This window comes from Candidatus Collinsella stercoripullorum (assembly GCF_027669965.1).
In the GTDB taxonomy this organism is placed as follows: Bacteria; Actinomycetota; Coriobacteriia; order Coriobacteriales; family Coriobacteriaceae; genus Collinsella; species Collinsella stercoripullorum.
This window is the reverse complement of record NZ_JAQECM010000064.1, coordinates 1-12,054: the sequence shown is the minus strand read 5'-3', so window position 1 is coordinate 12,054 and position 12,054 is coordinate 1. Positions and strand designations below refer to the sequence as shown.

The window sequence follows — 12,054 nt, the reverse complement described above, 5'->3', positions numbered from 1 at the left end:
CTGCTCCTCGCGGCGCTGGCGGCGGACGACCTGGGCCTGGGAGATCTGCGCGAGGGCGCGCGCCTGGGCGACCTCGGGGCTGACCTCGGCGGGTTCGGCCTTCTTGCGCGAGCGCGACCGCGCGGGCGCGTCATCGGTCAGGGCGTCCCCGCCCGCCGGGGAGGCGGGCGCCTCGACGGCGTCCGCCTCCTTCTTCGTCCTGCGGGTACGGCGGCGCGGGGCGGCGGCCTCGGGTGCCGCGGGCTCGGCAGGGGCGGCCGGAGCCGGGGCGGCCGCGGTCTGCTCGCCGTTCATCGAATCGTTGCGTTCGTCTGCCACTATGCCTGCTCAACTACTTTCTTCCAGTCGGCCTCGAAGGAGGCGAGGCCCTGATCGGTCAGCGGGTGCTTGAGGCACTTCTTCAGCGCGCCGAACGGCACGGTGGCGATGTCGGCGCCGAGAAGCGCGGCCTGGGTCACGTGGTTGGGGGTGCGCACGGAGGCGGTGATGATCTCGACCGTGTCGTCCACGTTCTTGCCCGTCCAGTCGTAGTTCTTGATGCAGGCCACGACGTCGGCGAGCTGGGAGATGCCGTCCTCGCCGATGTCATCGAAACGGCCGACGAACGGGGAGATGTAGCGGGCGCCGGCGTTCGCGGCGAGCAGCGCCTGCGGGGCGGAGAACACGAGGGTCATGTTGATGCGGACCCCCTCGTCGGCCAGGGCGCGGCAGGCGGCGAGGCCGGCCTCGCACACGGGGAGCTTGACGCAGATGTTCGGCGCGAGCGCGGCCAGGCGGCGGCCCTCCTCGATCATGCCCTCGGCCGTGGTCGCCGTGGACTCGGCGGAGACGGGAAGGCCCTCGCACAGCTCGGCGATCTTGAGCATATGCGGCTCGAAATCGGCGAGCTTGCCGCCGGTGCGCGCGTACAGCGAGGGGTTGGTGGTGACGCCGGCGAGGCATCCCCAGCTCTTGGCCTCGGCGATCTCGTCGAGGTCGGCGGTGTCGATGAAGAACTTCATGGCAGTACCTCCTTATATGCAGCCGCGCGGTCGCGGCCCGTACCCTTGGGGAGATGAGATGGCGCGGACTGCCCGCGCAGGAAAACGGCACGATGCGCCGCCGGGAACAGGCGCCGCGGCGGTTCGCATGGGGGTTGTAGACAGGATATGCTGCAAACAGCAACGCAACTATAGCACAATTCGCCCGACGCGCCCATCCGGGCGGTGAGATGCCGCAGCTCGGCGCGGGGGCGGCGCCGGCGGGAAGGATGCGGGGCGCGGCGAGCGCCCGCGCCGTGCCCGGGCCTCCCGGGCGGCGCGAAAGAAAAAAGGCGGCCGCCCGGAACGCATCCGGACGGCCGCGCGAAGGTCGCTACATGCGCGTCGGCGCGGACACGCCGATCAGCGACAGGCACAGGGCGATCACCGAGCGAACGGCGTCGCACGCGGCCAGACGCGCGCGGACGAGCTCGGGCTCGACCGGATGGCCCTCGCTCGGCAGCACCTGGCAGGCAGCGTAGAAGCTGTGGAACGCGGAGGCGAGCTCCTCGACGTAGTGCGTGAGGCGGAACGGGGCGCGATCGCGGGCGGCGCCGGCGATGAGGTCCTGCAGCTCGGAGAGCTTACGGGCGAGCGCAAGCTCGGTGGGATCGGTGAGCAGCGCATAGTCGACATCGCCGTAGATGGCCTTGACGGCGACGTTCTCCATGCCCATGAGGTCGGCCTGCTCGGGCGTGACGCCGGCGGCCTTGCGCAGGATGGAGCAGATGCGGGCATGCGCGTACTGCACGTAGTACACGGGGTTGGACTGGCTCTTCTCCTTGACGGCATCGATATCGAAGTCGATGGTCTGGTTGGAGGAGCGGGAAACGAGCGTGTAGCGGGCAGCATCGGCACCGACCTCGTCGATGAGCTCACGGAACGTGATCATCGTGCCCTTGCGCTTGGACATACGGACCGGCTTGCCGGAGCGCAGCAGGTTCACGAACTGACCCAGCGGCACCTCGAACTGTCCGGGGTAGCCCAGAGCGTCGCAGACAGCCTTGACGCGGGCGATGTAGCCGTGGTGGTCGGCACCCCAGATGTCGAGAACGAGGTCGACGCGCTGGAACTTGTTCCAGTGATAGGCGATGTCGGACGAGAAGTAGGTGTAGTCGCCGTTGGTTTTCTGGATGACGCGGTCCTTGTCGTCGCCGAAGGCGGTGGACTTGAACCACAGCGCGCCGTCATCGGTGCGATAGAGGTAGCCCATCTCGTCCAGCTTGGCGTAGGCGCGCTCGACCGGCGAGGTGCCCGTCCAATCCTTCTGGTACATGGTGCGCTCGCTCATCCACACGTCGAAGTCGCAGCGCACGTCGTGGCAGGTGTCCTTCATGTCCTTGAGCATCTTCTGGTAGCCGCGCTCACGGAAGGAGAGCATGCGCTCCTGCGGGTCGGCGTTCACCCACTGGTCGCCGTCGCTCTTCCAGAAGGCAGCGGCCTCGTCGATGATGTAGGTGCCGCCGTAGGAGTCCTTGCCCAAATCGGCGGTGAACTCATCCATGTAGGGATGGCTATCAGGATGCTCGTCGGCCTCGTCCTGAACGTAGTTGTCGCGATCCTTGGCGAGGAAGTCGCGGGCGGCGTCAATGTCGCAGCCCTGCTTGTCCATGATGTCGGCAAGCTGCATATAGCGCTTGGAAATGGAGTTGCCGAACGTGTTCATCTGGTTGCCGTAGTCGTTGATCCAGAACTCGCGCTCGATGTCGTAGCCGGCGTGCTCCATCACGCGGCACATGGAGTCGCCCAGCGCGGCCCAGCGGCCGTGACCCACGTGCATGGGGCCGACGGGGTTGGCGGACACGAACTCGACCTGGGTCTTCACGCCGCCGCCGACGTTGGAGCGGGCGAAGTCCATCCCCTGCTCGCGCGCCTCGGCGAACACGGCGTTCTTGGCAGCGACAGACAGATAGAAGTTGATGAAGCCGGGGCCGGCGACCTCGACCTTCTCGATGCTCGGGTCAGCGGGCATATGCGCGATGAGCGCGTCGGCGATCTTGCGGGGCGCGCAGTGGGCGAGCTTGGCCGAGCGCATCGCCATGGTGGACGTCCACTCGCCGTGAGAAGTGTCCGCCGGACGCTCGACACCGCAGTCCTCCAGCTCGAACGCGGGCAGGTCGCCCGCCTCCTGGGCGGCCGCGAGCGCGGCGCGAACCAGCTCTTCGATCTTCTCGGGCATGTGTCCTCCTCCGAATGTGCCCGCCGCACCGCACCGGCGACGGGATCTGTGCTGCAACGTGCCCCTACTCTAGCACAGGGCGCCTGCACGCCCCCGTGCGCTCCCCCAATATGCAAAAGTTATGGGCGCCCGATTCGCCCTGCGAGCTGGCCGTCTTGCGCCTTCCGGGCAGATGCGGGCAGCTCCGTCCGGCTTGGCCGCCTTGCAGGGGGTCGGAACGCCAAATGTGCCGTTTATGTGGCTGTTTTTAGAAAAACCGCACGTAAACATGGTATTCTTATACAAGTGTCACAGCTCATCAGTTGGAGGAAGCATGTTCAGCATCGGAGAGCACGTCATCCATCCCGGGCAAGGGGTCTGCACCGTCATGGACTTCGAGGACGGGCCCGCGCCCATGATCGTCCTGGAAGCCAGATCCGGCCACGCGCGCACCCGCCTGCTCTACCCCGTGGCGCAGGCCGCCCGCCTGCACGCCTGCATCTCGAGGGAGGAGGCCGAGGCGCTCATCGACGGCTACGCCTCCCTCGAATGCGACCCCTTCACCGAGCGCAACAGCTCGCTCGAGGAGAGCTACTTCAAAGGCCAGCTCAAGCTCGGGGCGCCCGAGACCCTGCGCGTCGCCAAGACGATGCGCAGCCGCATCCGCGACGCCGAGGAGCACGCCCGCAAGCCGAGCAGCTACTACATGCGCGTCTACAAGGAGGCGCGCCGCCGCTCCGTCGAGGAGTTCGCCGTCGCGCTCGGCGTGAGCGAGCAGGATGCCGACGCGCGCCTGCACGCCGCCGCCGTCGCCGCAGGTGAGATCGCGGACAACTAGGGTGCGCGGGGCGGCCCCCGGCGGCTGCCCCGCGCTCGCCCTCCGGGCCGTTGACCGGCATCGGGGCGCGTGCTACATTCACCTCATATCAAGCCTCCCCCTTCACCGGATGGGGGAACCAAGGTGTCCGGCTCTGACCGCAGGTACGGCGCGCACGCGCTATAAGGCAGGGTCACGGGCGCCTTTTTTCGTAGATGCCGCCCCGCGGGGCGGCGGATGGGAGGATCTGTGGCTGACAGGCTTTCTGCGGGCATGACGCGCGAGGCGGCCCGCGCGCTTCTGCTCGAGCACAACAAGGACCCGTTCCACATCGAGCACGGCGAGACGGTCGAGCAGGTCATGCGCTACTTCGCCCGCGAATTCGACCCGGATAACGAGGAGTTCTGGGGCATCGTGGGGCTGCTTCACGACCTCGACTGGGAGGAGCACGCCGACGACCCGATGAACCACACGGTCTACGCTGCCGCCGACATCGAGGCGGCGGGCGGCACCCCCGAGCTCATCCGCGCCATCCAGACGCACACGAGCGACTTCAACCAAGACCTGCCCCGCCCCGAGCTCCAGATGGAGAAGATCCTGTTCGCCTGCGAGGAGCTCACGGGGCTCATCGGCGCGGCCGTCGTGATGCGCCCGTCCAAGAGCGTGATGGACTTCAACGTGAAGTCCCTCAAGAAGAAGTTCAAGGACAAGCGCTTCGCGGCCGGCGTGAACCGCGACGTCATCCGCTCGGGCGCCGAGATGCTCGGCTGGGAGCTCGACGAGCTGTTCGCGCGCACCATCGAGGCGATGCAGTCCTTCGCCCCCGACCGCGACACCTTCGGCGCGGCCGACGCCCGGTAGCGGCGAGCAGGCGCCGGGAAGGGACCGCGCCCGCACGGCAGAGCGCTTCGGGGCCGCCCGCACCGCATCGCGCGGTGCGGGCGGCCCCTTTCGCATGGATCCTCCCCGCCGCGGCGTCCGCCCCCGCGGCCCTTACGGAAGCAGGGCCTCGACGGCGGCGCGGTCGGGCATGGACGGGATGCCCCCGCGGCCGCGCACGCACAGCGACGCGACGGCGTTGCCCATGCGCGCGAAGCGCTCGGCGTCATCGAGCGTCACCGCATCGGCGGGAAGGCCGCTCTCGCAGAACGCCGCCAGGAAGCCGCCCCAGAACGAGTCGCCCGCACCCGTGGTGTCCACGACCTCGGCGGGGAAACCGGGCACCGTCCGGCCGCCCTCGGCGCAGCGCACGTAGGCGCCCGACCCCCCGAGGGTCACCACCGCGACCTTCACGCCCGCGTCGACCAGCGCGCGGGCGGCGTCTTCGGGGTCGGCGGCGCCCGTGAGCAGCGCGCACTCCTCGTCCGAGATCTTCATGAGGTCCGTATCGGCGATCACGGAGCGCATCTGCTCGGCCGCGGCCTCGGGCGAGGACCACAGGTTCGCACGGTAGTTGGGGTCGTAGGACAGGGTGCAGCCCGCCTCGCGCGCCAGGGAGATGGCGGCGCGCGTCGCCGAGCGCGCCGGCTCGTCGGTCAGCGACAGCGACCCCACATGGAAGACGCGGGAGGACGCGATGACGTCGCGCGGGAGCTCATCGGGCGCGATCCGCGTGTCGGCGCCGGGCTTGCGCGCGAACGAGAAGGTGCGCTCGCCGGACGGCGCGAGCGCCACGAAGGCGAGCGTGGTGAAGAAGGCGGGGTCGCTGACGAGCCCCGAGCAGTCCACGCCCTCCCCCTCGAGGGTCCGGCGCAGGAACTCGCCGTGCATGTCGGCCCCGACCTTGCCGATGAAGGCGGTGGAGTGCCCGAGGCGCTGGAGCGCGACGAGCACGTTCGCCGGGGCGCCGCCCGCGTTGCGCTCGAACAGCGACATCCCGCCGTCCGAGGTCCCCGCCTCGGTGAAGTCGATCAGTACCTCTCCCAGGGTCGTCACGTCGAACATGATGCAGCCTCCCGTGTCTCGTGCGTCGCCGACACCCCTATGATAGCCGCGGGGCGGCGCCGGCGATATGCGCCGATGCGTCCCGTCCCGACCGGCGTGCTAGGGGCGCACCTGCCCGGTCCCGCGGATCTCGTACTTGTAGGTGGTGAGGGCCTCGGCGGCGAAGGGGCCGCGCGCATGCAGCTTCTGCGTGGAGATGCCGATCTCGGCGCCGAGCCCGAACTCGCCGCCGTCGGTGAAGCGCGTCGAGGCGTTGGCGTAGACGCAGCTCGCATCGACCTCGGCGAGGAAGCGCTCGCAGGCCTCCTCGTCCCGGGCGACGATCGCCTCGGAGTGCATGGTGCCGTAGCGGTTGATGTGCTCGACGGCCTCGGGGAGGCCGGATACGGTCTTGACCGAGATCTCGAGCGCGAGGTACTCGCGGCCCCAGTCCTCCTCGGTGGCGGGGACGAACGCGGTCCCCTCCCCGAGCCCCGCGGCGCGGGCGGCCTCGCAGGTCGCCGGGTCGCCGTGCACGAGCACGCCGTGCTCCGCCAGCACCGGGAGCATGCGCGCGAGGAAGGGCCCGGCGACGCGCTCGTCCACGAGCAGCGACTCGCAGGCGTTGCACACGCCCACGCGCTGCGTCTTGGCGTTCACCACGATGGCCTCGGCGCGCTCGAGGTCGGCGCTCTCGTGCACGTACACATGGCAGTTGCCCGTCCCCGTCTCGATCACCGGGACGAGCGACTCGCGCACGCAGCGCTGGATGAGCCCCGCCCCGCCGCGCGGGATGAGGACGTCGACGATGCCGCGCAGCCCCATGAGGGCGCCCGTGGCGGCGCGGTCGGTCGTCTCGATGATGCTCACCGCCGCGCGGGGGAGCCCGCAGACCTCCACGGCGTCGCCCAGGGCGCGGGCGATGGCGACGCATGAGCGCTGGGCGAGCGAGCCGCCGCGCAGGATGCAGGCGTTGCCGGTGCGGATGCAGATGGCCGCGGCGTCGGCGGTCACGTTGGGGCGCGCCTCGTAGACCATGGCCACGAGACCGAGCGGCACGCTCACGCGGGTGAGGTCGAGCCCGCAGTCGATGGTGCGGTGCTCGAGCACGCGGCCCACCGGGTCGGGCAGGCATGCGAGGCGCTCCAGCCCGACCGCCATCCCCTCGATGCGCTCGGGCGTGAGCAGCAGGCGGTCGAGCAGGCCGTCGGCGGTCCCCGCCGCGCGGGCGTCCGCCATGTCCTCGGCGTTGGCGGCGAGGATCAGGTCGGCGCGGTCGCGCAGGGCGATCGCCATCGCGCGGACCGTCGCGCTGCGCTGGGCGTCGCACGCCGCGGCGAGGGGGCGCGACGCCGCCTTGGCATCCCGGGCGAGCCGCTCGACGTACGCGTTGATTTCCTGGGACATGGGTCTTCCTTTCCTGAGGCGTCCCACCCATGGTACCCGAAATGCCCGGGGCCCATCCGGCGCCGGCGCGCGGGCGCGCCGCCCATGCGACAATGGGAGGGCCCGGCCCGCGCGCCGGGCGGACCGACGAAAGGATGCCCCATGACCGCACTCGCCCGCTACCTCGTCCCCGGCCTGCTCGTCGAGGACCACTCCATCGACGTCCCCCTCGACTGGCGCGGGCTCGAGCCCGCCCTGCTCGCCCTGGGCAGCACCATGCGGCGCGGCGCCGCCCCCGCGCCGATCCCCGGGGCGCCCGAGAGCATCAAGCTGTTCTACCGCGTGGTCTGCGACCCCGCGCGCCGACGAGGACCTGCCGCTCATGGTCTTCCTCCAGGGCGGGCCGGGCGGCGAGTCCCCGCGCCCGTGCTCGGCCGACGACCCCGCCTGGCTCTCGGAGGCCGTCAAGCGCTACCGCGTCATCCTCCCCGACCAGCGCGGGTGCGGGCGCAGCAGCAGGGTGAGCGGCAGGGGCGCGGCCGCGCTCGGGGAGCGCGCCGAGGCGGCGGGGGCCGACCCCGCGCGCGCCCAGGCCGACCTGCTGAAGCGGCTGCTCGCCCCCTCGATCGTGCGCGACCTCGAGTACCTGCGCCTGACGCGGTTCGAGGGGCGCAGGTGGACCACCCTCGGCCAGAGCTACGGCGGCTTCCTCACCCTCGCCTACCTCTCCCTGTTCCCCGAGGGCGTCTGCGCGAGCCTCGTGTGCGGGGGCATCCCCCACGTGCCGGGCGACGCGGCGGAGGTCTACGCGCGCACCTTCCCGCGCATGGCGGACAAGACGCGCCGCTACTACGAGCGCTACCCGCAGGACGTCGAGCGCGTGGCGGCCCTCGCCGACCTGCTCGGGGAGCGGCCGGTGCCGCTGCCGGACGGCAGCCCCCTCACCGTCGAGCGCCTCCAGCTGCTCGGCAGCGACTTCGGCATGAAGCCGAGCTTCGAGCGGATGCACTGGCTCATGGACCACGCCTTCGAGGCGCTCGACGGGGGCCTCGGCGCACGGTCGGGCGGGCACGCGCCCGCGCTGTCCGAGGGCTTCCTCATGGACGTGCTCGCGCGGACCACGACGCGCGCCAACCCGCTCTACTGGACGCTGCAGGAGCTCATCTACGCGGACGGGGACTGCGCGCCCATCCGCTGGGCGGCGGCCTCGCAGAAGGCGCGCATGCCCGAGTTCGACGCCTCGGCGCGCCCGCTGCTGTTCACCGGCGAGGCCTGCTTCCCGTGGATGTTCGAGCAGTGCCCGGAGCTCGCCCCCTTCGCCCGCGCCATGGACCTGCTCATGGAGGACACGCGGTTCGACCGCGTCTACGACCCGGTCCGCCTGGCCGCCAACGAGGTCCCGCTCACCGCGGCGGTCTACTTCGACGACATGTACGTCGACTCCGGCCTGCAGCTCGACACCCTCTCCCGCGTGGGCTCCGCGCGGGCATGGGTCACCAACGAGTTCGAGCACGACGGCCTGCGCGCGGGCACGCGGGTCCTCGCGCACCTGCTCGAGGAGGCGGGCTCGCTCGGCCGCCTGCCCCTGCGCTAGGCCCGGTGCGGCCGCGCCGGGGCGGCCACGCGGCCCGCGGGCGCGGCGAGGGCCCTCACGCGAAGACGATGAGCTCGTCGCGGTGGATGGCGGGCCTTCCCGCCAGCGCGGCGAGCAGGCGGTTCGAGGCGATCTCGTCCTGATGGCGGCCGGCGGCGAGCCTGAGCTCGTCGGACCCCGCCTGCGCAAGCCCGCGGGCCACGGTGAAGCCGTCCGGGTCGCGCACGTCGAGGGTCGCGCCGGCGCGGAAATCGCCCTCGACCGCGGTGATGCCCACCGGCAGCAGCGAGGACCCGCCCTCGACGATGGCGCGGACGGCGCCGGCGTCGACCGTCACCGCGCCGTGGGCCGAATCGCCCAGCGCGATCCACAGCTTGCGCGGGGCGATGTCGAGCCTGCCGGCGGGCGGGGCGAACAGCGTCCCCACCGACTCGCCGCGCGCCAGGCGCACGAGCGCCCGGGGCTCGGCCCCGCTGCAGATCACGCTCGCGATACCGGCGGTCATGAGGATACGGCTCGCGCGGATCTTGGTGATCATGCCGCCGGTGCCCACCGAGGTCGTCGAGTCCCCCGCCGACGCGATGATCCCCGCGTCGATGCGGTCCACCCGCGGGATGAAGCGGGCGTCGGGGTCGAGCGCGGGGTTGGCCGTGTACAGCCCGTCGATATCGGAGAGCGTGACGCACAGGTCCGCCGAGACCAGGCAGGAGACGAGCGCCGCGAGCGTGTCGTTGTCGCCGAAGCGGATCTCGTCCACGGTGACGGTGTCGTTCTCGTTGACCACGGGCACCACGCCGAGCTCGACCAGCCTGCCGAGCGCGTCGCGCGCATGCAGGTAGGAGGTGCGCCGGGCGGTGTCCTGGCGCGTCAGCAGCACGAGCGAGGTGAGCAGGCCGCGGACGCGGAACTCCTCGTCGTAGGCGGCCGACAGCACGCACTGCCCGACCGAGGCGCACGCCTGCAGGCTCGGCATGTCCGCGGGGCGCGACCCGAAGCCGAGGACGGGGGCCCCGCACGCGATGGCCCCGGAGCTCACCACCACGAGGCGCCAGCCGAGCCCGGCGAGCTCGTCGGCCTGGGCGGCGAGGTCGGCGATGAAGTCGCGGCGCAGCGCGCGGTCGGGCCCCACGAGCGTGGAGGAGCCGATCTTCACGACCATCGTCTTCGCCGGTGAGGATGCTGATGCGGCCATGGCAAGCCTTTCGGGTCGATGCGCCCGCAAAGGGCGGGCCCGGGCCGGGCGCGCGGCGCCCCGACCCGGACCCGCCCCTGCCGGGACTGTCCGTCTGCTAGATGCGCTTCCAGGGGATGGCGGAGCTGCTGGCGGCCATGCGCTCGCGCACGAGCTCGTCGCGGACGCGCGACAGGCCGAGCTCCATGCCGACCATATAGGACTGCGGGTACAGGAAGCGCTTGTACACGGGGTCGAGCGAGCCGAGCGCCGCGGCGCACCGGGCGCGGGCCTCCCCGAGCGGCTCGCGCGGGGCGACGGCGACGCCGTCGCGCACCACGGGCTGGAGCAGCTCGCGGTAGGCCAGCCCGCTCACCTCGGTCACGAGGGCCGGGTCGTCGACGGCGACGAGCTCGGTGCCGCGCGCGGCGCCCTCCCCCGCCAGGTAGGCCTCGTCGTAGATCATGTCGCACACCGGGCTGCCGTCGGCGTCCATGTAGCGGCGCACGCGCTGCACGCCGGGGATGGTGCGCTTGTAGGGCTGCTCGGAGAGCTTGACGACGGGGGTCCAGGGGGCGTCCGACCCCGCGCGGTGGGCGGACAGCTTGTAGACGCAGCCGAGCGCCGGCTGGTCGTAGCAGGTGGCGAGCTTGGTCCCCACGCCGAAGCTGTCGACCGGCGCGCCCTGGTTCAGCAGGGACTGGATGGTGTACTCGTCGAGGTCGTTGGAGACGACGATCTTCACGTAGGGAAGGCCCTCGGCGTCGAAGCGGTCGCGCACGTAGGCGGACAGCTTCGCCAGGTCGCCCGAGTCGATGCGGATGCCCGCGAGGCGCTCGCCGCGCGCCTCCATCTCGCGCGCGACCGTGATGGCGTTCTCGACGCCCTCGCGCACGTCATAGGTGTCGATCAGGAGCGTGCAGTTGTTGGGGCTGCTGGCGGCGAAGGCGCGGAACGCCTCGAGCTCGGAATCGAAGGACATCACCCAGCTGTGGGCGTGCGTGCCCGACACGGGGATGCCGTACTTGCGGCCCGCGAGCACGTTCGAGGTCGACGCGCACCCCGCCACGTAGCTCGCGCGCGCGACCGCCATGCCGCCGTCGGGCCCCTGGGCGCGGCGCAGGCCGAACTCCGCCACCGGGCGCCCCTTCGCCGCCGCGACCACGCGCGCCGTCTTGGTGGCGACGAGCGTCTGGAAGCCGATCGCGTTCAGCAGGGCGGTCTCGAGCAGCTGGCACTCGAGGGTCGAACCCGTCACGCGCACGAGCGGCTCGCGCGGGAACACGAGCTCGCCCTCGGGGACGGCGTCGATGTCCACATGGGGCGTGAAGCCGCGCAGGTACTCGAGGAACGCCGGGGAGAACATGCTGCCGCCCGCGGGGGCCGTGAGCCCGGCGAGGTAGGCGATGTCCTCGTCGGTGAAGCGCATGTTCTCCACGAGGTCGGCGAGCTCCGCGCTGCCGCACATGACGGCGTAGGCGCTGCCGAAGGGGTGGTCGCGGTAGAAGGCGGTGAAGCAGCCCTGCTCGTCCTGCTTGCCCTGCTCCCAGAGGCCCTGCGCCATCGTGAGCTCGTAGAGGTCGGTGAGCATCGCGATGTCGGTCGGTTTGCTGATGTCGGTCAATGCCATGGTGTGCTCCTTCTCGTTCAAGGAAGCGCGGGCCGCGGAGGGGCCCGGGGTGCCGGCGCCGGGGCGCATGCCGGCGCGCGGAGGGGGATGGGGCGGGCGGGGCCTAGACGACGCCCGCGTTGGACAGGACGACCCAGATGCCGCCGCCCACGGCGAGCAGCAGGCACAGCCCGATGACGAGCTTCTGCGCGGGGGGCATCCCGGGGATGCCGTCCTCGTCCGTGCCCTCCGGCGTCATGACCATGCGCTGGCCGAAGGTGGGGTTGTCCGGGTCGACGACGGGGCGCTCGGCGGCGGCGCGGGAGGGTTCGGCGGCGCGGGCGGGCGCGGGCTCGGCGGCGCCCTCCTCGGACGCC

The 12,054-nt window shown here is 71.5% G+C and carries 10 protein-coding genes and 1 pseudogene; 3 read left to right on the top strand and 8 right to left on the bottom strand.

Going from position 1 to position 12,054, the window contains the following annotated elements; genetic code table 11:
* From PHA29_RS09720 to argS, 3 genes and pseudogenes are all read right to left on the bottom strand, one after another.
* A pseudogene (locus PHA29_RS09720) lies at positions 1 to 318 on the bottom strand (transcription termination factor Rho); the annotation flags it as partial.
* The gene (locus tag PHA29_RS09715) at positions 318 to 1,001 is read right to left on the bottom strand and encodes a transaldolase family protein (RefSeq protein WP_270574730.1); all 684 of its coding nucleotides are present in this window, start codon (positions 999 to 1,001) and stop codon (positions 318 to 320) included. The pseudogene PHA29_RS09720 and the gene PHA29_RS09715, both read right to left, overlap by 1 nt.
* A gap of 352 nt (positions 1,002 to 1,353) precedes the next feature.
* On the bottom strand, positions 1,354 to 3,198 hold the full coding sequence (gene argS, locus PHA29_RS09710) for an arginine--tRNA ligase (protein ID WP_270849413.1): 1,845 nt from the start codon (positions 3,196 to 3,198) through the stop codon (positions 1,354 to 1,356).
* Positions 3,199 to 3,511: 313 nt separating this feature from the next.
* Here argS and PHA29_RS09705 point away from each other — a divergent pair, with 313 nt between their 5' ends.
* Positions 3,512 to 4,015, top strand: a complete 504-nt coding sequence (locus tag PHA29_RS09705; RefSeq protein ID WP_270849412.1) for a CarD family transcriptional regulator — start codon at positions 3,512 to 3,514, stop codon at positions 4,013 to 4,015.
* A gap of 228 nt (positions 4,016 to 4,243) precedes the next feature.
* A complete protein-coding gene (locus tag PHA29_RS09700) occupies positions 4,244 to 4,855 on the top strand; it encodes an HD family phosphohydrolase (protein ID WP_270849411.1) in 612 nt (203 codons plus the stop codon).
* A gap of 132 nt (positions 4,856 to 4,987) precedes the next feature.
* On the opposite strand, the gene PHA29_RS09695 is transcribed toward PHA29_RS09700, so the two are convergent.
* Together PHA29_RS09695 and PHA29_RS09690 are read right to left on the bottom strand one after the other, a co-directional pair.
* Positions 4,988 to 5,938, bottom strand: a complete 951-nt coding sequence (locus PHA29_RS09695; protein ID WP_270849409.1) for a carbohydrate kinase family protein — start codon at positions 5,936 to 5,938, stop codon at positions 4,988 to 4,990.
* Between the two features lie 99 nt (positions 5,939 to 6,037).
* A complete protein-coding gene (locus PHA29_RS09690; protein ID WP_270849407.1) occupies positions 6,038 to 7,324 on the bottom strand; it encodes a glutamate-5-semialdehyde dehydrogenase in 1,287 nt (428 codons plus the stop codon).
* A 361-nt stretch (positions 7,325 to 7,685) separates the two neighbouring features.
* On the opposite strand from PHA29_RS09690, the gene PHA29_RS09685 reads away from it, so the two are divergent.
* On the top strand, positions 7,686 to 8,897 hold the full coding sequence (locus PHA29_RS09685) for an alpha/beta fold hydrolase (protein WP_270849406.1): 1,212 nt from the start codon (positions 7,686 to 7,688) through the stop codon (positions 8,895 to 8,897).
* Between the two features lie 55 nt (positions 8,898 to 8,952).
* On the opposite strand, the gene proB is transcribed toward PHA29_RS09685, so the two are convergent.
* The 3 genes from proB to PHA29_RS09670 form a co-directional block, all read right to left on the bottom strand.
* Positions 8,953 to 10,089, bottom strand: a complete 1,137-nt coding sequence (gene proB, locus PHA29_RS09680) for a glutamate 5-kinase (protein WP_270849404.1) — start codon at positions 10,087 to 10,089, stop codon at positions 8,953 to 8,955.
* A 97-nt stretch (positions 10,090 to 10,186) separates the two neighbouring features.
* Positions 10,187 to 11,698: a nicotinate phosphoribosyltransferase gene (locus PHA29_RS09675; RefSeq protein ID WP_270574723.1), complete on the bottom strand. Its 1,512-nt coding sequence runs from the start codon at positions 11,696 to 11,698 to the stop codon at positions 10,187 to 10,189.
* A 103-nt stretch (positions 11,699 to 11,801) separates the two neighbouring features.
* A partial coding sequence (locus PHA29_RS09670; RefSeq protein ID WP_270849402.1) for a hypothetical protein occupies positions 11,802 to 12,054 on the bottom strand: 253 nt, incomplete at its 5' end.